The sequence below is a fragment of the Sorangium sp. So ce726 genome (genome assembly GCF_051521405.1).
Classification (GTDB): Bacteria; Myxococcota_A; Polyangia; order Polyangiales; family Polyangiaceae; genus Sorangium.
On sequence record NZ_CP150349.1, the window covers coordinates 12,228,926 to 12,250,179 of the forward strand.

Genomic DNA, 21,254 nt, shown 5'->3' on the forward strand with positions numbered 1-21,254 from the left:
CGCAGCACGACACGGCGGAGGCGCGGGACGAGGGCCGGGGAGGCGCGGAGGTCGACGTTGGGCCGAACGACGTGCTCGTGCCCCGATCGCGGGGCAATTCGCTCGCGCTGCCGTGCGGCGTTTGCCGAGAGAGCGCGGCGTGCTAGCGATCGCTCACCACCGCGGCGCATGCCGCGCTCGAGACAGGACGAGCGAGAAGTGAAACAACGAGGTCCGTCAACGCTGGTCATCCACGGCGATCGCGCCGAGAACCCGACGCGCGCGGTGTCACCGCCCATCTATCAGTCGTCGACGTACCGCTGGGAGGACGAGACCTTCGGCGGGTCGATGCTGGATCAGGTGCAGCCCACGGAGTTTTACGCACGCTGGGGCCACCCGAATCAGAAGCAGATGGAAGCGATCGTCGCGGGGCTCGAGGGCGCGCCGCGCGCGCTCGCGGTCGGATCGGGCGCAGCCGCGGCGCTGCTCAGCGTGCTGCCGTTCGTGTCCGCCGGGGACCACGTCGTCGCCGCGCGCACGCTGTACGGGGAAACCGCGAACCAGCTGACGGCCCTCTTGCCGCGGCTGGGCGTCACCTGCACGCGCGTGCCCTCGAACCGAACGGACGACTATCGCGAGGCGATCACCGACAAGACGAAGGTGGTGGTGATCGAGACTCCCGCCAACCCCACGCTGGAGCTCGTGGACATCGCCGCCGTCGCCGAGATCGCGCGCGCCAGCGGCGCGCGCCTCGCGGTCGACAGCACGTTCGCGACGCCGCTCAACACACGCCCGCTCGAGCTCGGGGCGCACTCCGTCTTCCACAGCGCCACGAAGTACCTCGCGGGCCACTCGGACGTGATCGCGGGCGTGCTTGCTGGGGACGAGGAGGGCATCGACCGCGCCTGGACGCATCTGCGGGTGATGGGGCCCGTCCTCAACCCGTTCGACGCCTGGCTGGTGACGCGCGGTCTGCGCACACTGGCGCTGCGCGTCGCGCGCCACAACGATAACGGCCTCGCGGTGGCGCAGCTGCTCGCCGAACACCCCGCCGTCGCGCGCGTCAATTACCCCGGCCTTCAATCGCACGAGGATCACGCGCTCGCGGCGCGCCAGATGCGGGGCTTCGGCGGCATGCTCAGCGTCGAGCTGCGCGGCGGCGAAGCTGCGGCCCGCACCTTCACACGCAACGTGCAGCTGTTCTCGATGGCGACCAGCCTGGGCGGGATGGAAAGCCTCGTGCAGTATCCGGCGGTGCTCACGCCCGCGCTCGCCGGAGGCGACGCGAAGCGGAGCGGCGCCGCCATGGTGCGGCTCTCGGTCGGCTGCGAAGACGCAGCGGACCTGCGCGAAGACCTGCTGCAGGCGCTGTCACACGTCTGAGCGCGCGCTCGCGCGCCGAACGCGCGAGCGGTAGAGTGCACTGGTGAGCTCACCGCGACTTTCCCCCAACGTCGACAAACTGCGGTGCTCGCGCTCCGAGTGCAGGAGAAGGAAGCGCAAACGTTTCGGAGACACCAAGCCCCAACTGCGAGACCTGCCCTGGGTTGACAGAACATTCTTCTATGCGAGGAGTCGCCAGGTGCGACGCACGCCCGAGAGCCATAGGCTCGGCCGAGCCTCGAAAATCGCCGATGTGCGCCGTGCGGTGACCGCGAGCGGTGCTATGGTGTGCCGCACCCCGATCCCCGACATGCTCCAAGCGTGACGGCTCCTCTCGGGGCGCTTCATATCTTACGCAGGGAGATCAGATTCATGCGACAGTCCTATTTTACTCTTGCAAGAGTGTTGTGTGTCGCGGGCGCGGCCCTGGCCGCCTCGGCCTGTGGAGGCGAAGAGGGCGCTTATTCCGATCCGGCTCCTGACATCGAGCACTCCGAGACGGGATCGCTGCTAGAGGACGCCGTCGACTCCCCGCCGTCCGGCGCGGGCTCGCCGGGTGACGAAGAATCCCCCGGAGGCAGCGCGAGCGGGACCTGCCAGCTGCCCGACGGTCCGCGCTCGTTCGATGAGCTCAAGGGCCCGCCCGGGAGCCTGGCAGCCGATTGCGTTCCCACGTGGACCGAGGCGCAGCTGAGCTCCGGGTTCGCCGCGATCCGCGACAGCCGGCTGCTCACCGTGCCGGAGCAACCCGAATTTCTGCGGCGGATTCCCTGGCTCGCGGCCGACAACGGCTGCGAGGAGCGGGCCGAGGCAGCGGTCTACTTCTTCCACCAATGGGACTATCCGACGCCCTACTTTGCGAGAGTCAGGGCAAAGCCGCGCAAGCGGCTGGTCTTCCAGACAGCCAATGAGCCGTCCGGAAGCGTGACGTGGTCCGGCCACGTCGCGCCCGTGGTCCGGGTCGGTGGGCAGCTCATGATCCTGGACGTCGCCATCGATCCGTCGCGGCCCCTCCCGATCGCGGAGTGGCTCTCTCGGTTCAGCGTCGCCGACGACATCGACGTCGCGTTGTGCCGCGACCGCGCCCTGGGGGAGGGGTGCTTCGACGCTGTGCCCGTGGAGCCGCCGCCGCCCGACCTGAACCGCGATGGCAGGATGTACACGCGGCTCCTGACCGAATGGCGAGTTCAGGAGATCCTCGGGCGCGATCCATACCGGGTCCTCGGCGAGTGTCCGCTGTGGGACACCTGCGCCGAACCGGAGCCCACGCCCGATCCGGACCTTCCACCGACCATCCGGCGCTTTGCGTCGGACCAGTTCGACAGCCCCGTCTGGTATCCCATCTACATCATCGGGGACAACTTCGTCGAAGGCTGGACCACCGTGCGCATCACCGGAAACGGCATCGACGAGCTCGCGCCCATCGACGCCTGCAACATCCGCAGGATCCTGATCAACCAGGAGTATCCGCCCGGCGACTATCAGGTGACGGTGTCAAACGGGGAGCTCGCGAGTCAGGCGATGGTCCTTCGCATTCAGTGACTCGGACGGCCAGGCGTCCTCGTCCAGCGGATAGAGCCCGGCGAGCGCGTCGATGCACGCCTGCCGGGCGTCCTCGGAAGGGTCGTCCGCGCCGCGGGGCAGCGCGGCGGCGAGGGCGTCAGTGCGATGCAGAAGAACCGATCGCTGACGGGATGAATTTTGATGACGGGTTTCCAGGCGCTCGGGCAACCGAAAGTCCATGACCCCTCCTTCCCGCCTTGCTCGCTGCGCACCTCGGATCTCTCGAACGACCACGATTTTCCTCGGTTTGGGCATTCTGGTCGCTTGTTCCGGCGGCGAGGGCGGGGACGGCAGCCACGACGTGGGCTCAGGCGGCAGCGCCGCGACGGGCGGTGAGTGGGCTGGCGGTGCGACCAGCTCCAGCGGCGCGAGCAGCTCGGGGAGCGCCACGACGGGCGGCTCCGCCGCCGGAGGCGCTGGGAGCGGCGGTGATTCGACCGGGGGAACGGCCAGCGGTGGCGAGCCCTCCACGGGCAGCACGTCGAGCGGCGGCGGCGAAGCGACCGGTGGTGCTGACGGCAGCGGCGGAGCGACCGGCAGCGGTGGAGCGACCGGCGGCTCCGGCACGGGTGGCTCTCCGGGCAGCGTCGGCGGTGTCGTGGGGGAGCCGATCGGCTTCGCCACGCTGAACGGCGGAACCACCGGCGGCCAGGCCGGCGAGACGGTCACGGTCGACAGCTACGCCGAGCTGAAGAGCTACGCGGAGGCCAGCCAACCCTACGTCATCCTCGTCCAGGGCCACATCACGAACGGATCGGGCGGCGGTCAGATCCGCGTCAAGTCGAACAAGTCGATCGTCGGCATCGGCAAGGATGCCTTCCTCGACGGCGTGGGCATCGACGTCTCGAGCCAGAACAACGTCATCCTGCAGAACCTGCGCGCGACCCTGGTGGGGACGAGCACGCCCGCGAACGTGAACGGGGGCGACGTCATCTCGATCTCGGGGACCAGCAAGAACATCTGGATCGACCACTGCGAGGTGTACTCCGAGGACCCGAGCGTTCAGACCAACAAGGACAAGTACGACGGCCTGATCGACATCAAGGGTCAGACGGGCTTCATCACTATCTCGTGGACGTACCTGCACGATCACCACAAGGGCGGCCTGGTCGGCGCCGCGGACGACGATCTCCACGACGATCGCAAGGTGACGATGCACCACAACCACTACAAGAACGTGTTGCTCCGCGTTCCGATGTACCGCGGGGCCGTGGGGCACTTCTTCAACAACTACATCGTCGGCGCGAAGGACGCGACGGAGATCCGCGCCAACACGTGCGTTCGTGTCGAGCGGAACTACTACGAAGCCCTCCACTACTCGATCTACACGCCGTCCGATTCACCTGGTAAGGCGGAGCGCATCTCGAACGTCGAAGTGAACCGCACGTCGCGCGCCTATCCCGCCAATTGCACGGCGGACATCCCTTACTCGTACTCCTCTGTGTTGACGAGCGACACGAACGACGTGAAGACGGTGGTGCCCGCGTCGGCTGGAGTGGGAAAGCTCTGAGCGGCAAAAAGCGCAAAAAGCTGAAGGGTCCGAGGAAGGTTCTGCAACCTGGTCGCATGTCGTTGCGGCAAACTTTCTTACCAGGGTCTCGCGCTTCTATCACCCGCTGGTCGCTCCTCGGAGCAGCCTTCCTCTGGGCGTGCTCCGACGGAGCGTCGGACTCGAGTAACCTCGATCAGGGAGACACTCCGGGGACCGGTGGCCTTGCAGCCACGAGCGGCGCCGGTACTGGCGGCAACGGCGCTGCTACTGGCGGCAACGGCGCTGCTACTGGCGGCAACGGCGCCGGAACCGGTGGCAGCGGCGCCGGCACGGGGATGGGCGGCAGCGGAACCGGCGGCGGGGCGCCGCGTGGGCCGCGCGTGGCGACGGTAGCGACGCCGCTCGAGCTCATCCCGGCGCCGGGGCTCGCGGGTCCCGCGCTGAAGGTGGATCTCGACATTTCCGGACGTTCGACGAACGAAGTGAGCGAGCCCGGATACGTCGCGTGGCCGATCACCTCCGGCGCGTCCGCCTCGAAGACGATCGACGGCGTCACGTTCACCTTCGCGAAGGCGGGCTCGAACGGCACCGAGCTGAGCTCGACCTGGACCAAGGTTGCTGTGCAGGCGCCCAACTACGCGCGCCTCGTGGGTGACGGGATCACGGTCACCGACGGCAACTCCGGCTCCCAGATCAAGCTGACCATCAAGGGCCTCTCTGCGGGCCAGCACAGCCTCCTCGCCTGGCACAACGTGCTCGGCAGCAGCGCGACCGCCGGCAAGGTCAGCGTGCAGGTCGACGGAACCACGAAGCTGTCCAATCTACAGCAAAGCACCGGTGCCCTCTCGACCGCCGCCGCTGCGAGCTCTTACGTGACGTTCACCGTGCAGGCCGGCAAGGACGTCGTCATCCTGTACAGCTCGACCGCGAGCCTCGTGATCAACGGGTTCGAGCTCGACACCCCCAACATGGCCGAACAGGCCACGAGCCCCACGCCGTTCGACGGCGACGAGCACGCCGACGCCGACTCGGGCAGCCTCGAGCTCACCTGGAAAGCCTCGAAGCAGGCCGTGTCGCACGACGTGTACGTCGGCGCCGATCCGAACGCCGTTCAGACCGCGACGCACGATTCGCCTGAGTTCCAGGGCAACCAGAGCGGCACCACCTTCGACGTGAACGACCTGAGCAGCATCGATCGCACCTACTGGCGCGTCGACGAGGTCGACGCCCGAGGGGGCGTGACGCGTGGAAACGTCTGGTATTTCAGGCCTCGCCACCTCGCGTTCCCGGGCGCGGAGGGCTACGGGCGCTTCGCCATCGGCGGTCGAGGCGGAGCCGTCGTGCACGTCACGAACCTGAACGACTCGGGTCCGGGAAGCCTTCGCGAGGCGGTCGAGAAGGACGTCGGGCCTCGAACCATCGTCTTCGATGTGGGCGGTGTCATCAAGCTCAAGGGGCGCCTCACCCTCGCGTCCAGGTACGTCACCATCGCAGGCGAGACGGCCCCCGGCAAAGGCATCGTCATTCGCTCGGCGCCCTTTGGCTTCAGCGGAGTCAGCGACGGCATCATGCGCTTCATCCGCGTGCGCGTCGGGTACGGCGTCACCTACGACGGCATCGGCCTGCAGGGCAGCGACCACTGCATCTTCGACCACAACTCCGTGAGCTGGTCGATCGACGAAGCGTTCAGCAGCAGAAACGCCAAGAACATCACGCTCCAGCGCACCATGATCTCCGAAGCGCTCAACGACGCCGATCACCAGAATTACCCGTCGGGGACGCAGCACGGCTACGCGGGGACGATCAGCGGGAACGTCGGCTCGTTCCACCACAACCTGCTCGCGCACACTGCAGGTCGGAATTTCAGCATGGGAAGCGCGATCGATGGCGCCAACGTGTTCGCTAGCCGCCTCGATCTCTTCAACAACGTCGTTTATAACTTTCGCGGACGGGCGAACGACGGTCAGGTTCACAAGGCGAACTTCGTGAACAACTATTACAAGAAGGGGCCGTCCACCACGATCGACTTCACGTTCTCGATGGACCTCGAGAACTACGGCATCGGGACGCTTCAAGCGTACTACGCGGGCAACATCCTCCAGAACGCGAACGGCTCGTTCCGCTGCGATGGAACGAACAACACGTGCGGGCGCCGCTACACGCTGAGCAACGGCAACCCCGAGCCGACCTGGACTGTTTTCCCGACGGACGGCCCGCTCTTCCCGTCGTACGCCACCATCCACTCGGCGAAGGACGCCTTCAAGAGCGTGCTCTCGGACGTCGGCGCGAACCTGCCGGTGTTCGACGACCATGACACGCGCATCGTGAAGGAGACACTGAACGGGACGACGACCTACAAGGGGAGCAAGACGGGTTATGCGGGGCTCCCGGACCGTGAGGGCGACGTCGGCGGCCTCGAATCCTATCCGAACGCCCAGCGTGAGGCGGACTGGGACAGCGACGGCGACGGGCTCCCCGACTGGTGGGAGGCCTCCGAGGGGCTGGACCCCAGCTCACCGAGCGGCGACTTCACGGATGCCAACACGGATCTCGAGGGAGATGGCCACACCGAGCTCGAGGAGTACCTCGCGTTCATGGGCTCGCCTCATTTCCTGACGGCTCCGGGACAGCGTGTATCGGTCGATCTCGGCAAGCTCTTCGCCGGCTTCACGAACGGCCCGACCTACACGTCGCCCAGCGCGGAGAACGGAGCCGTGACGATCTCGGGGAAGACCGCGACGTTCACGCCGGATGACTGCGGGCACGCGAAGTTCTCTGTCGAGGTCACCGACAAGGACGGCTCCAGGATGGCGCGCGATGTGCTCGTCTTCGCCGACGGGGCGTGCGACTGACGTCAGCGCTCGCGAGGACCGAGCACCGGCGCGACCCGCGAGCCTATTCTGGCTTGATATTCCCGGCGAGCTCGAAGATCGGCGCGTACATCGCGTACATCGCCGCGGCGAGCGCGATCACCCCAAGGAAAAACGCGAGCACCACCATGGCGCGGCGGAGAGCGAGCGTGCTGGCAGCAGGGAGTGACAGCGCGACCACGGCGAGCGAGGCCACGACAAGACCCGACGCCGGAGAGGCCCACGGGCTCAGCGCCACGCGCGTCATCGCGGGGAGCGCGCTGCCGAACTCGGCGAACATCCCGGCGAACGACGGCGCGATCGTGAACGGGAACGCGAGCAGCGCGAGCGACAGCAGGCCAACGACGACGACGGCGATCCAATCGAGGGCCGTGAACGAACTGGAGGCGCTCATCGAGGGCGATCGTAGCATGCATCCTTGCGCCAGAGGCGCGATCGCCGATGGCCAGATGGGTGCGCGAGGCCAAGGCGCAAGGTGCTGCGATGCTGCGCCTCGGCGCGACCTCTGATCGGCGCCGAGCTGGCGGATTGGATGTCTCGTGGAGGCTCGACCAACACCGTGGCTTCCCGCGACGAGCAGAACAAGCCTTCGTTGGGGCAAGCGATCGGGGGGCGGCTCGATGACGTGATCGTCGGCGGGAAACTACGGGGCGCTTTTGACTTCGGTGGCGGCTTGATCGAAGACTCAGGCGGAGGCGACGCGTTCCTCGTTCGCTACGATCCCGATGGGCGCCATCTCTGGAGCCGGCGCGCCACGCCATCGATCCTCCTGTCAGTTCTGGCAAGGTCCGACGCGGAACCAGCGCACGCCGAGCGCCCCGGGCTGCAGCTTGACGCAGACCGAGCCGCCCACCTCCACCGCGTTGTACAGATCGCGGTCGACCGTGACCGCGCCGCCCGGGTCGGGTCCCCAGGGCGAGAGCTCCAGCCGATATTTCAGGCCCTTGCCCGAGTAGAAGCTCTTGCCGAGCACCGCGACGCGAAACTCCTCGGGCTCGCTGCGATCGAGCAGCGCGTTGGCCATCTGGAGCGCGCCCCAGGCGTAACCGGCGAGGACCAGCAGCACGCCGAGCGGCGCGAACCAGCGCCGGCGCAGCGTCGGCTCCCCGACGAGGACCAGCGCCGTGAACGCGACGGCGATGGGCGCGGTCCAAAGGAGCGGCGGCTGCCAATTGACCGCCTTGAGATCGAAGAGCGTGCGTACCACAAGGATCATCCCGGGGCCGAACAGCGGCATCAGGAGCGAGGGCCGTATCTCGTTCCGAGCGTCCGAGATGGAGTAGAGGCCGCGCCCCGCGAGGAGCAGCGCCGTCGCGGCGAGCGGGATCGCGGCGAGCGCCGCGATCGCGGCCGCGTACGGCCGGGGGTAGATCCATGCCCAGGCCGCGGCCCCCGCGGTAAGGACGTTCGCGGCGCGCGCGATCGAGTGCGCCCTGGCGAGCGCCCGGCGGCGCTCCTCCTCGGTCTGCCCGAGCTCCGGCCGCCCGAGCAGCTCGGCCTCGGCGCGCTCCCGGTCCAGCACATCGAGGTCGGGGATGGCCGCGAGCCAGTCGCCGAGGATGGCGTCGCGCTCGCAGTAGAAATCGGTCTTCACCGGCTTCCGCCCGGGCTCACGGAGCTCGAAGACAAACAGCTGAAAGCCGTGCTGTCTGGGGATGATCCGCAGTCCCAGGATCTCGTCCCGGCGCAAACGGCGCCGGCCATACCCCAGGTCGACGAGCTCGATCGCGTCCTCGAACAGGACAACGCGCTTGCGCCGGATCCAGGCGAAGCAATAGGCACCGCCCAGCGCGAAGCCAACGCCGCTGAGCCCGAGGATCGCGCGCAGGACATCGTCCTGTGCCCGGTCTGGCCTCCAGGCGAGCGTTACCCCGGCGACGAGCGCGAGCCCCATCGCGAGCAGCACCACGCCGGCCGCATTGCTGACGAGGCGCTGGCGGCGGCTCGGCCGATAGACGCGCGGCCAGAGGCCGTCGCGCCGCTGCGCTGGGATCTCTGACACAGGCGACTAGCGGGGCTTCGTGTCCTTGTCCTCCGGGTCGACCGCGATGCGGAACCCCGGGTCCTCCGGGGTGGGCCCGGCGGGCCGCGTCTCGGGCCCCTCCGCCTCCCCGCGGCCCTCGGAGCGCTCGTCGTGTGGGGGCGCCTGCGCCGGCCCCTTGCTCAGCTCGGCGCCGATCCGACCGACCACGTTCGTGGCGGCCCGGACGAGCTCGCGCCCGGCGTCGTCGATCGCCTTGCCGACGTTCGTGCTGTCGAGGTCCTTGCGCAGGTCCACGGCCGTCTTGCGCGCCGCGCGCCAGAGCAGGCTCAGCCCCTGCTTGAGATCCTCTTTGGGGTCGTCTCGATCGGGGTCAGAGCTCATCGTGCCTCCTTGGCTTTTTGGCTTCGCCGGAGAGGCTTATGTTCCCGCAGCGCCTGCGCCGCAAGCGGCGCGCAGGCCTCAGGCGGCCGTCTTCGGCTTGCTCGTGGGATCGACGTCCGGCGGGCGCCTCGGCTTGCTCCGAGGCTCGGCCTCGCCGGGCGCCTTCGCCGGCGCCTGCGCGGCGGCCGCGGCGCGCTTCCCGGCGGACGGCGCGCCGTCCTGCCCCGGGGCCGCCGCGGCGCCGCCTGCGCCGCCCGTCACCGCCGTCCTGCGCTGTGGCGCGGGCGCCCCTGCCGCGGGCTTCGCCGCCGCAGCCCTGGCCGCCGCGGCCGTCGCCGCGGGCCGCGCCGTCGCGGGCGCCGCCGCGTGCCTCGCCGTGGCGGCCGCCTCTGCCGCGTGCCTCGCCGTGGCCGTGGCGGCCGCCTCTGCCGCCTGCTTCGCCGCGCCGGCCGCCTCCGCCGCGTGCTTCGCCGGAGCGCCCGCCTCCGCCGCGGGCGGATGCGCGCTGTTCGAGCGCACCGCCGGCGACCACGCTGTGGAGCGGTTCCGGCCCGAGCGCTTCGACACGTAGAGCGACTCGTCCGCGGCCTTGAAGAGCTCCTCCCACGTGCTGCCCGCCTCGGGGTAGGTGGCGATCCCGATCGAGCAGGTCACCTGGCACTGCACCGGCCCGTTGCTCCCGGCCGCGTGGAACGTCGTCCGGCCGAGCTCCTCGCGCACGCGCTCCGCGAGCAGCATCGCGCCGCGCGCGTCAGTCTCCTCGCAGATCACGACGAACTCCTCCCCGCCGAAGCGCGCGACCGCGTCGGTCGTCCGCTTCGCGTGCCGGAGGACGTCGCCGAGCCCCTTGATGATCACGTCGCCCACGTCGTGGCCGTACGTGTCGTTCACCTTCTTGAAGTGGTCGATGTCCGTGACGAGCACCGAGAGCCGCCGCGAGAACCGCCGCGCCGCGGTGATCTTCTGGTCCGCCACCTCGAGCATCGCGCGCTTGTTGAGCAGCCCGGTGAGCCCGTCCATCGTCGCGAGCTCCTCGAGGCGCCGCACCATGCGCGCGTTCGAGAGCGACACGGCCATGTGGCTGGCGAGGACCTCCAGCGTGCTGCGCACCGAGTCGGTGAACGCCGCGCGCCGCCGCGAGCCGAGGACCAGCGTGCCGAGCGGCCGGTCGTGCACGACGAGCGGGAGCACGATGATCGACGGCATCGACGGCGGCGTGACGCGGCGGGTGAAGACGATCTGCCGCTTCTCGTCGTACTCGCCGCGGTACGGCAGCGGGTGCCGGTTCTGCAGCACCATCGACACGAGCCCCGCGTTGTGGCGGAAGCGCTGCCCGGTGAGCTCGGCGACCCCGTCGCCGCTGACGGCGCGGATCTCGTGGACCTTCTGCGCCTCGTCGTACAGCGTGACGGCCGCGAAATCGACGGACGTGATCTCGCGGGCGCTCGTGACGCCGGCCTCGATGACGCCGGCCTCGGTCGTGGCGGCGCCGAGCCCCTCGGCGGCGCGGTAGAGCTTGCCCTGCTCGACCTTGGCGCGCTCGAGCTGGACGAAGACGCGCTCGTTCTGGATGGCCCGCACGGCGTAGCGGCACGCCTCGTCGATGAGCTCGAGCTCGCGCGGCGAGAACGGCTGGTCCTCGACGCGATCGACGACAAGCACGCCGCGGAGCTGGCCGTGCTCGAACACCGGCAGCGCGCACACGGCGCGCACCGGGGAGGGGCCGACGTAATAGGGGAGCTTGTAGCCCGGCTTGAGGCCCCCGAGGACGACCGGCGCGCGCTGGGTGATCGCCGCGCCGAAGACGCCGTCGCCGGAGAGGAACGGGCCCTCGGAGAGGTTCGGGGCGTCGCTCGCGAGCTCGCTGATGCGCAGGTGGGTGCCCGCGTCGTTCTGCCAGAGGAGCACGGCGGTGTAGAGGTCGAGCGACTCGCGCAGGAGGCGCAGGGCGAAGAGCACCGACTGGTGGATCTCCTCGACGCCGGAGCGGGCGAGCCGCTCGTCGTCGCCTTTCTGGCACGCGCCCGCGCCGCGCGCCTGGGCCGGGGCCGAGAGCAGGCGGTAGCTGCGCGCGTCGTCGCGGAGCCGCTCGATCTCGGCCTGGAGCCGGGTGTGGGAGGCCTTCCTGACGCGGCCGAGCTCTGCGCGGAGGATGGTGGCGTTCAGCAGCGAGAAGACGGCCATGAAGCCGATGTGCGGCGCGGCAGCGCGCGTGACATCGAGGAGGCTCGGCGCGCCGCGACGGGCCGCGGCCGAGCGGACGGCGACCTCGAGGGCGGCGGCGGCGATCGCGACGAGGAGCGACGCCCCTGGGCGGGCGAACGCGCTCACGAGGGCGATGACGACGTAGAGGGCGGCGTGGGCGTCGCCGTCGAGCGAGCCGTCGAGGCGGAGGACCGCGGCGAACGTGGCGACGAGGAGCAGGGCGCCGACCTCGAGGTCGAGCAGGGCGCTCGCCTCGATGGCGGCGGCGCGCCGCCGCGCCTGCTGGACGAGGGCCACGACGAGCACGAGCAGCGCGGCCGCGGCCGCGAGCGGCGGGAGCGGCGAGGCCGCGTCGAGGACCACGAGCCCCCCGAGGGCCAGCGCGCAGGCGAGCGGCGCCGCGTTGCGCGCGATACGGCGGGCGGTGAGCACGGCGAGCACCAGGTTGGCCATCGGCTCGGATGCCGGTACCAGAGGTCGATCGCCGGGGCCCAGTTCTCTGCTGGCGCAGAGAGAAGGCCGAACCGTGGGGGGAAAGGGGGGAGAGCGGGGGCGAGGGTGTGACCTGGAGTCGTCAATGGATGGAGCGGTTGAGAGGCCCTGGCTCGGGTACGCGGAGGCGGGGCAACGATCGTTGTCGATACGTGCGCGGCTCGACGATCGCCAGCGGGCACCGTGAACGTCCTTGAAGGGGTGCCTGAGCTACCCCACGGGACCGCGATCGGTTGGTACGAGAGGAGCGCGAGATCGACTGGGGCTGGTCGGCCTCTGGGAGGCACGGCGCAGGAGTGTGCCAATTGTGTGGCAGCTAACTAACCGCTGGACGAACACCAGGAGAGCAGCGATAGAGTAAGAGATCGTGTCTCAGCGTCAGTGCAGCACCGAGATCAGGGGCGGTGACAGCTTCGAGGCTGTCGCTCAGGCGTCCGCTCTTCCGACAAGGACGACCGAGGGAGCGCGAGGCGAGCCGCCGAGCTCGGCAGAATGCTCCTTGCGGGACTCATGGCACCACGTGGAGACGCTGAATGGCGTCGACACGGGGCCGGAGCGTCGCGCATCCGGGGTGGCCCATGGCCTGCGCTTCACGTTGCTCTACCACCCGGACCTGCGCCGGATCGGCGCGCAGGCAACCACGGTGGCCGTCCCTGGGTACGCGGTGCCCCTTTCCCGCCTCGAGCCCGAGTTCGCGCAGCCGCGCAGCCACGAGTGCGCGCCGCTCTGCGACCCGCATGTGAGCCGGAAACCTCACTTTGTGACGTGGGGCGCAGACGAGTCGCTGACCATCACGCCCGCGGGGCGGGGACACCTGTCCGTCGATGGACAGCCCATCGACGAGACCCACCAGTTTCCTCCGGAGGCCCTGCGCGCGGGGCTGCTGTTGCAGCTCTCCAGGAGGATCGTGATCCTCGTCCACAGGGTGACCTCCGCGCCCCCAGCGCCGAGATACGGGCTCGTCGGCGACAGCGACGCCCTCGAGGTGGTCCTCAGGTCGATCGCGCGCGTCGCCGATCTGCAAGTCCCCGTCCTTCTTCGCGGGGAGACCGGCGCTGGCAAGGAGCGCGTCGCGCAGGCCATCCACCAGGCGAGCCCGCGGGCTGGTCGCCCCTTGCTTGCGGTGAACATGGCCGCGCTGGCCCCGACAACCGCGGTCGCGGAGCTGTTCGGGCACGCGAAAGGGGCCTTCACGGGCGCTCACCAGCGCCATGCCGGCCTCTTCGAGCGCGCGCACGGTGGGACGCTCTTCCTCGACGAGATCGGCGACATGCCGATGGATGTCCAGGCGATGCTGCTTCGGGCGCTCGAGACCGGCACGATCCTGCCGCTCGGCGACACCGAGCAGCGCGCGGCGGATGTCAGGGTCATCGCGGCGACCGACGTCGACCTGGAGCACGCCGTCGCGCAAGGCAGGTTTCGCGCGCCGCTGCTCCATCGGCTACAGGGCTATACCATCACCATTCCTCCGCTCCGCCAGAGCCGCGAGGACATTCCCCGCCTGCTGCTCCATTTTCTGCGCGAGGAGCTCGCGCGCCTCGGAGATCTGGGCCGGCTGGAGTCGCCCGCGGACGGCGCCCTGCCGTGGTTTCCTCGATCCCTCATGATGCGGCTGATCCAGCACAGCTGGCCCGGCAATGTGCGTGAGCTCCGGAACGTCGCGCGGCAGCTGGTGATCTCCAGCCGTGGCGCCGACGCCATCGTCATCGATGAGAGCCTGGAGCGGATGCTGGAGCAGGCGCGTCAGACACCGCGGCCCCCGTCGGATGCTCCGCGCCTCGCCGAGACGCGAGATGCGGACGCCTCCACGGCCAATCCAGCGGACCACCCCGTGGACCGGGAGGTCGACGAGGACGCCTTGCTCAGGGCGCTTCGGCAGAGCCACTGGTCGATCGGACCCGCGGCGGCGGCGCTCGGCGTCTCGCGCACCGCCCTCTACCGTCTCATCGAGCGAAGCCCTCACGTCCGCAAGGCGGCGGACATCCCGGCGGACGAGCTGATGCGCTGCCACCACGCGTGCGGCGGAGATCTCGACGCCATGTCGGCGCGTCTCGAGGTGTCGAAGCGGGGGCTGACGCTGCGCCTGCGGGAGCTCGGTCGCTCCGGGCGCCTGCGCGAAGCGCCGCCGGACTGACCGCGCGGAGCTGGACGTTCCGCGGACCCTCCGGCTCATGGGCGGTCGAGCGACTCAAGCGTCCAGAAACCGTCCGCCAGCGTTCACGGACGGTTCGTGGACGCTCCACGGACGGTTGAGCGGACCGCACCCGGGGCAATGACGAACTGAAATGACCGGGGTCAGCGCCGCCTCGCCCCACGGCACCGAAGCTGCCTTACGGCGGCCGACGAGGGCGCGCTGGGCCGCCGCTCGACGGGCGCCGCGCGGGGCTCGCCGAGGGCAAAGATCGCAGATCTCGAAAGCCCGAGGCTGCGAGTTCGACGCCGCTGTGCGCCTTCGTCGCGACATCTCAAGGAGCGATTCATGTACAAGGTTCGATATTTAGCGTGGGGGGTCGCCTGGCTGTTCGCCGGGTGCGGAACCCACCAGGACGGGGCGGCGCGCGGGGACGCCCCGGAGCCCTTGTCCAACGTGCAAGAGGCGCTTGAGGCAGATCTTGACGACCTCACACCGCCGGAGAGTGAGATCGATCCTGCCGATGACCCGCTCGATCCCCTCAACCCTCCGCCCCCGGATCCGCCGGCGCCGCCGGGAAAGCTCCTAATGCCCGACGACCCGATCGTGCCGACGAGCGACCGGGTCGGTGCGATTCCGGCGGCCTGGGCCGTAGAGCAAGGACGCGCAACCTATCGGATCCCCATTGAAGTTCCGAAAGGTCGTGCAGGGATGCAGCCAGACCTCGCGCTCTCCTACGAAAGCGGCGATGGGAACGGGCCGGAAGGCGTGGGGTGGAGCGTGACGGGGTTGTCCTCCATCAAGCGGTGCGCGAGGACAATAGCGACCGACGGAAGGCCGCGCGGCGTCAATTTTGATGACAAGGACGCGTATTGTCTGGACGGACAGAGGTTGCTTTCTGTTCCGAACCCCGCCCTGCCAGACGCGATCGAGATGCGGACAGAGCGAGATTCCATGGCGCGTGTCCTCCTGTATGGCGGTTGGAGAGATCCAACGCGCTTCAAGGTGTGGGGCAAGGATGGGCGAATTTCTACCTACGAGCGCCTCGCAGCCAAGCGTATCCGTCCGACCACGGTGACGTCCGGTTACGTGGAGGAGAACGAGATCGGCGTCGCGTGGGTCCTGGCGCGGGTGGAGGACCGCGCCGGCAACGCGATCACGATCTCGTACGACACGCGGCAGAACAGCTCCGCGCCGTTCGATTTTGCCTATGCGCCACGAAATATCGAGTACACGTCCCGACAGGGAGAGTCTCCGCGCAGGAAGGTCCGCTTCGTGTACGAGTCGAACCCGGACGATCAGTTTCGATACGTCAGCGGCGTGCGCCTGAGCCAGCCCTGGCGGCTGCAGCGGCTGGAGATGTACGCGCTCGGCTGGCGATCGCCTGACACAACCCTGGCGTGGGAGTACCGGCTATCGTACGAGGAGAGCCCGACGACGGGGCGCTCGCGGCTCCACCGGGTTGAGCGGTGCGGAGCCAAGGGGTCGTGCCTGCGCGCCAAGGTGATGGAGTACGACGATACGCCCCTCGCGTTCGAGGCGAAGCCCGTCGCCGCGCACGACGCGCCGAAGCCGCACTGGCTGGACGCCGAGCCGAAGCCGCTCGTGATCGACGCGGATGGGGACGGGCGCGATGACCTCATCTACCGTATCGTCGGCTACAGCAGAGACTTCGGCACCCCCAGCTACGACGATCCCACGGAAGACTCGCTCTGGCTGCGCCTGGGTACCGCCGATGGCCTCGGCGCGCCCATTCGACTGCTAGCCGGCGTTGGGTTTGACGAGACGCTCACGTTGTCCGTGGAAGCCTCCATCAAAGTCGATGTGAATGCTAGCGGGAAGATGGCATTCACAGCGAAGAGGTGGGGAGACCATAAGAGCTATCCGCTTCTCCGATTCAACCCGTCTACCAAGCGACTGGACTCCGCGGGGCTGACGTTCCCAGGACTCATGAATAGCGAAAGCGGTTACAAACCGTTGCCCGCAGTCGCGGCAGACATCGACGGCGATGGTCGCGCAGATATCGTTTATCACCCCATGGATGAGTCAGGGGAGTTTAATGTCCACTGGAACCGACCGCCATCATTCTTATTACCACCTCAGATCATCCAAGGACCCGTTGAGGCATGCCCCACCTCGGCGCGGGTTCTGGACAAGACCGGCGACGGGCGTGGGGACGTTCTGTTCGGCTGCGGATCAAAGCAGCTCCTGACGTCCGCCGACGCTGGCGCCATCGTCGTCGAGGACGCCGGCGACCTCTACGGCGACGGGGACGACCTGGTCGTCGACATGAACGCGGATGGGTTGGACGATCTGGTTTATCCGATATTCGAAGACGACGCGACCGGTGTGCGCTGGAATACCGGTAGAGGGTTTGGGCCCATCGAAACGGTTCCGAATGGACCGGTTCCCGATACGTTACAGAACACCGACGAGGGCTTGCGGACGGCCGACTTTAACGGTGACGGTCGCACTGATTTCGTCGTGTTCCGCAACTACCCGACCAGAGAGATCGAGGTGTCGCTGTCGACGAGCAGGGGCGGCTACCGACCGATCATCAAGTTGCCGTTCGACTCGGGGATGCTCTTCAACAACGGAGATATGCCCTGGGGCGCGTCGCGCACCGGCGACTTCAACGGGGATGGGCAGACGGACCTGGTCCACGTCAATTCCACGACGTCTGACTGGGAGGTGCTGCTGAACCGCGGTGTTGACACCGATCGCGTGGTCGCCGTGAGAGACGAGTCCGCGGAGCAGCCGGAGGTCCGCTTCTTCTACGCGCGTGTGCGGCCCGACTCCCCCGACACATGCACCTACCCGCAAGTATGCCAGAAGCGCGGGGTGCCGGTCGTGCAGCAGCTCTGGGAAAACCAGGGCAGTCAAGTCGCCGCGTTCCACCGGACGATCTACGGCTACCGTGATCTGCGGTACGACTGGTCGTCTCGGAAGTCGCTGGGGTTCGGTGAGATTCGCATGTGGGAGCCCGAGCGCCCTCGAGAGACGCGGATCACCTACGACCACACGACCCGGGTCGACTCCCGCTATGCTCTCGCCGGGCTGCCGTCCAAGACGGTGGTGATCACCCCCGTCCTCGGGCCATCGGTGGTAGGTGTACCTCCGGAGACGAGCGCGCCCACCACGCGCATCGTCGAGACTGTGAAGCAATATGCGGTCAGGCTGCTGCATTCCGGCCTCACGTATTTCGCCTACCCGTACGCATGGACCGAGAACGAGTGGGAGCAGGCGGCGACCATCGACCGCGACGACTTCGCGTGGACCCACGTGAGCTACGCAGGATCGAGCATGCCGAGCACGCGGCGCCAGCAGGTAGGGTCGCAGGCCCTTGATGAGTTCGCGAACGTCACCGAGGTGGCCACCATCACGACGGGTGGGCAGCGTCATATCGTTTCGACGACGTACGACAACCTGACGGCGGACTGGCTCATCGGACTCCCGCGGCAGCGGCTCGAGAGGGAGTACAAGACCGGGAGCACGCCCCCCGCGCCCCGCAAGGTGGAGTGGACGTACGACGATCGCGGCCTGGTGCGCGTGGTGGATATCGAAAAAGGGAACGCAGATGCGTCGATTCCGATCTCGATCACGTACAGCCGTAACCCGGACGGCCTCCCGTGGATGATCGTGCGCTCGTCGGTCGGCGGTGAGGACCGGCGGCAGTACATCGACTGGGGCGACGAGCGCGTCTTCCCCAAGCAGAGCTGGACGGACGTGAATGGTATCGATCATTCGCGGTGGACCGTTTACCATCCGGCGACGGGAGATCTGGTCGCTGAGATGGACAGCAATGGCGTCACCGTGACGCGGAAATACGACGAGTTCCACCGCTTGCGAACGGAGACTCCGGAGGGCGGCACTCCCACCGACGTGACCTATGAGGCGCTTCGCGAGGGCTCGCTGGTGACGGGGACGAGGGCGACGGTCGTGCGCGGCGGCGCCGTGGCGGCGGGTCGGGACATCCTGTCCCTGGATGAGCTCTCGCGCCCGATTGAGATGGCTCACGAGCGCTTCGACGGAGCGCTCGCCAGCAGCCGCCAGAGCTATGACGTGCTGGGGCGCGTCGTTCGGACGACGCGGCCGGCCACGTCCGGAGAGACGGTGCAGGTCACTCGTTATAGCTACGACTCGCTCGACAGGCTCCTCGAGGAGCGGCGCCCGGATGGGAGCCGCGAGCACTACGAGCATTCGCTCCTCGAGACCACCTCCTTCGACGCCGAGGGGCGCGAGCACCGCACCAAGATCGATTGGGACGGGCGCCTGGTGTCCAGCACCCGGGTCGCGACGGAGGGGACCCAGACGCTGCGCTATTTCTACGAGCCGTTCGGCCTGCTCGGCAAGGTGATCAACGAGTCCAGCGGGAATCTGGTGCTCCTGGAGCAACGTTATGATCAGCGCGGCCGGCGGAGGTGGTACAAGGAGCCCGTGTCGGCGGCGACGACCGTCACATACAACGCGTTCGGTGAGGTGGTCACGCTCGCCGATTCACTGTCCACGCGCACGTTCGAGCGCGACGCGCTGGGACGTGTCGAGACGATCGTGGACGCAGATGGCGAGACCGAGTTCGTCTGGGATACGGCGGCGCACGGCGTCGGCCGGCTGGCCAGCTCTACCAGCCCGGACGGGGTTCAGAAAGCCTTTGCATACGACGGGCACGGGCGGCCCACGCGAACGACGTGGACCATCGACGGCAGCTCGTACGCCGTTGAGCAGACGTACGATTCCCTGGGGCGGGTGGACCTGCTAAAGTACCCCGTGGTGTCGGGAGCGACCGGGTTTTACGTGAAGCACCGCTACAACGTTCATGGCTACCTTCATGAGGTCGTCCGCCAGCACGGGCTCCGGGAGTTCACGATCTTTACTCCGATCTGGCGCATGAACAGCCGCAACAGCGACGATCTGCCGCTCTCCGTTCAGCTCGGCTCGACGGTCGAGACGACGTACGGCTACGAGCCGCTTACAGGGCGGCTGGATCGGGTCCAGACTCCTGGGGCGTACGATCTCGACTACGATTATTATCTGGATGGCCGCGTCAAGCGACGCTACGACAGACAGTCGAATCGGGACGAGTCGTTCGGGTATGACGCGCGCGAGCAGCTCAGGTGGTGGGAGCTGCAGACCAACACGACGTCGACGAGGACGGATTACTCGTACGACGCCCTGGGAAACGTCAAGGAGGTGTCCGTCGACGGCGCGCTTCGGGAGGAATACGTCTTCGGGCCGCCTTACAGACCGAGCGAGGTTCGGATCGGCGGCGCGGTGGCGGACACGCTCTCCTACGACGTTCGCGGTCGCCTGTTCAGCCGAGGTGGGCCACGCGCCCCGATGGGCGTGACGTTCACGGAGTTTGACTTGCCCAGGCTGGTCGTACGCGAGGGCGGAACGACCTCGTTCCGGTACGACGCCGACGGCAAGCGTGTGATGAAGGTGGGCCCTTCGGAGACGGTATTGACGCTCGGTCGGCTGTACGAGCGGCGGACGGCGGGAGCGCAGACAACCCACGTCTTTCATGTATTCGCGGACGGCGAGGAGGTGGCGCAGCAATTCGTTCACCCGGACGGAGTTTCAGAGCGCCGCTACGTGCAAAAGGACGCGCTCGGAAGCGTGGGCGTGGTGCTGCGCCCGGATGGCAGCGTGCTCTCGAGGAGCTTCTACGAGCCGTTCGGTGGGCGCATCGACGAGAACGGGGGGCCGCTCGCCGGTCTGCCCCTCGGGATCAGCGACGTGCGGACCGGTTTCACGGGGCACGAGCATGATGACGCGCTCGGCTGGGTCGATATGCAGGGGCGTGTCTACGATCCGAGCCTTCGTCGGTTCCTCACGTCCGATCCCGTCATCCCGTCGCCGCTGATGGTGCAAGGGTACAATCCCTACGCTTACGTCTTGAATGATCCCCTCAACCTGAGGGATCCGACGGGCTTCCAGCCGTGCGACGGGACGAACTGCACGCCGAACACGCCCGCGACGATCGCGCCGCCGCCGGGCGTCACCATCGATGGCGACGGCACTGGCACGAAGGAGGTGAATGTCTTCGAGGACGGTGAGGAGCCCCTTCCCGAAGACGATGGCGCCATCGAGAGCTCCGGCGGCGGCGGTGGAGCGGGTCCTGGCGGAGACGGCGCGAAGGGCGGCCCCTCGTCGGACGGGGACAGAGGAACAGAATTCGGGTTCAGCGTCGGTCCGATGACGGCGGCGGACATGCGCGAGCTCACGCACGTCTGCCTCGATGGTTGTGGCTTCGCGCCGCCGCCGGTCGGCCCGGCGTGCGACGTCGCCAATGCCTGCCTCTACGCCGGGGAAGGGGACGCGGTGAACGCGACGATGAGCCTCTGGGCCGCCGTGCCTGGAGCCGGCGATGCCAGCAAGCTTTATTCCAGCGTGAAGCGTGCGGGACAGCTTGGCAAGGCTGGCAGGATGGCTCAAGGCGCGGCTGCGGGGAGCGGGGCGAACGGGCTTGTGGGAACGAAGTTCGAGGAGTGGCTTCACACCGCGCTGAACGTCACCAAGAAGAACTTCAAGGTGGGTAAACGGGAATTCGACGGAGCGGTTGGCACACGGTGGATCGAAGCCAAATCTGGCCGGTACTGGCTCGACCAGACCCAGCCAGGGCCTGGCTTCGAGAAATTCAAGTCCGACATTGGCGAGAGGCTGAGTATCGCTACCAAGAAAAATGCGACCCTGGAGGTCCACTCGAATACACCGATTCCACAGCATGTGCAGGATTGGCTGACGAGCAAGGGTGTGCAATTCTTCGAACACTGA

The 21,254-nt window shown here is 68.1% G+C and carries 11 protein-coding genes; 6 read left to right on the forward strand and 5 right to left on the reverse strand.

Annotated features, from left to right (window positions below; genetic code table 11):
• The first annotated feature begins 198 nt into the window (after window positions 1-198).
• Window positions 199-1,362, forward strand: coding sequence for a trans-sulfuration enzyme family protein (locus WME79_RS45660; protein ID WP_437528469.1), 1,164 nt, complete (start codon window positions 199-201; stop codon window positions 1,360-1,362).
• Between the two features lie 372 nt (window positions 1,363-1,734).
• Window positions 1,735-2,904 carry a protein-glutamine glutaminase family protein gene (locus WME79_RS45665; protein WP_437528470.1) on the forward strand — a complete coding sequence of 390 codons (1,170 nt, stop codon included), beginning with the start codon at window positions 1,735-1,737 and terminating at the stop codon, window positions 2,902-2,904.
• Here the strand turns inward: WME79_RS45665 and WME79_RS45670 are convergent.
• On the reverse strand, window positions 2,857-3,105 hold the full coding sequence (locus WME79_RS45670) for a hypothetical protein (protein WP_437528471.1): 249 nt from the start codon (window positions 3,103-3,105) through the stop codon (window positions 2,857-2,859). The genes WME79_RS45665 and WME79_RS45670 overlap by 48 nt on opposite strands.
• A 67-nt stretch (window positions 3,106-3,172) precedes the next feature.
• Here WME79_RS45670 and WME79_RS45675 point away from each other — a divergent pair, with 67 nt between their 5' ends.
• Both WME79_RS45675 and WME79_RS45680 read left to right on the forward strand, forming a co-directional pair.
• Window positions 3,173-4,435 (forward strand): pectate lyase family protein, encoded by a 1,263-nt coding sequence (locus tag WME79_RS45675; protein WP_437528472.1) that lies wholly within the window; start codon window positions 3,173-3,175, stop codon window positions 4,433-4,435.
• A gap of 362 nt (window positions 4,436-4,797) precedes the next feature.
• Window positions 4,798-7,269, forward strand: a complete 2,472-nt coding sequence (locus WME79_RS45680; protein ID WP_437528473.1) for a pectate lyase family protein — start codon at window positions 4,798-4,800, stop codon at window positions 7,267-7,269.
• A 43-nt stretch (window positions 7,270-7,312) separates the two neighbouring features.
• Here the strand turns inward: WME79_RS45680 and WME79_RS45685 are convergent, their stop codons facing one another.
• The 4 genes from WME79_RS45685 to WME79_RS45700 all read right to left on the reverse strand — a co-directional run bounded on the left by WME79_RS45685 (window position 7,313) and on the right by WME79_RS45700 (window position 12,310).
• Window positions 7,313-7,681, reverse strand: a complete 369-nt coding sequence (locus tag WME79_RS45685; RefSeq protein ID WP_437528474.1) for a hypothetical protein — start codon at window positions 7,679-7,681, stop codon at window positions 7,313-7,315.
• Window positions 7,682-8,059: 378 nt separating this feature from the next.
• Entirely contained in the window at window positions 8,060-9,289 is a 1,230-nt protein-coding gene (locus WME79_RS45690) for a hypothetical protein (protein ID WP_437528475.1), read from the reverse strand.
• A gap of 6 nt (window positions 9,290-9,295) precedes the next feature.
• Complete coding sequence (locus WME79_RS45695; RefSeq protein WP_437528476.1) at window positions 9,296-9,652, reverse strand: hypothetical protein; 357 nt, start codon at window positions 9,650-9,652, stop codon at window positions 9,296-9,298.
• A 78-nt stretch (window positions 9,653-9,730) separates the two neighbouring features.
• Entirely contained in the window at window positions 9,731-12,310 is a 2,580-nt protein-coding gene (locus WME79_RS45700; RefSeq protein WP_437528477.1) for a sensor domain-containing diguanylate cyclase, read from the reverse strand.
• Window positions 12,311-12,869: 559 nt separating this feature from the next.
• On the opposite strand from WME79_RS45700, the gene WME79_RS45705 reads away from it, so the two are divergent.
• Both WME79_RS45705 and WME79_RS45710 read left to right on the forward strand, forming a co-directional pair.
• Window positions 12,870-14,483 (forward strand): sigma 54-interacting transcriptional regulator, encoded by a 1,614-nt coding sequence (locus WME79_RS45705; RefSeq protein WP_437528478.1) that lies wholly within the window; start codon window positions 12,870-12,872, stop codon window positions 14,481-14,483.
• 345 nt (window positions 14,484-14,828) lie between these two features.
• Window positions 14,829-21,254 carry an RHS repeat-associated core domain-containing protein gene (locus tag WME79_RS45710; RefSeq protein WP_437528479.1) on the forward strand — a complete coding sequence of 2,142 codons (6,426 nt, stop codon included), beginning with the start codon at window positions 14,829-14,831 and terminating at the stop codon, window positions 21,252-21,254.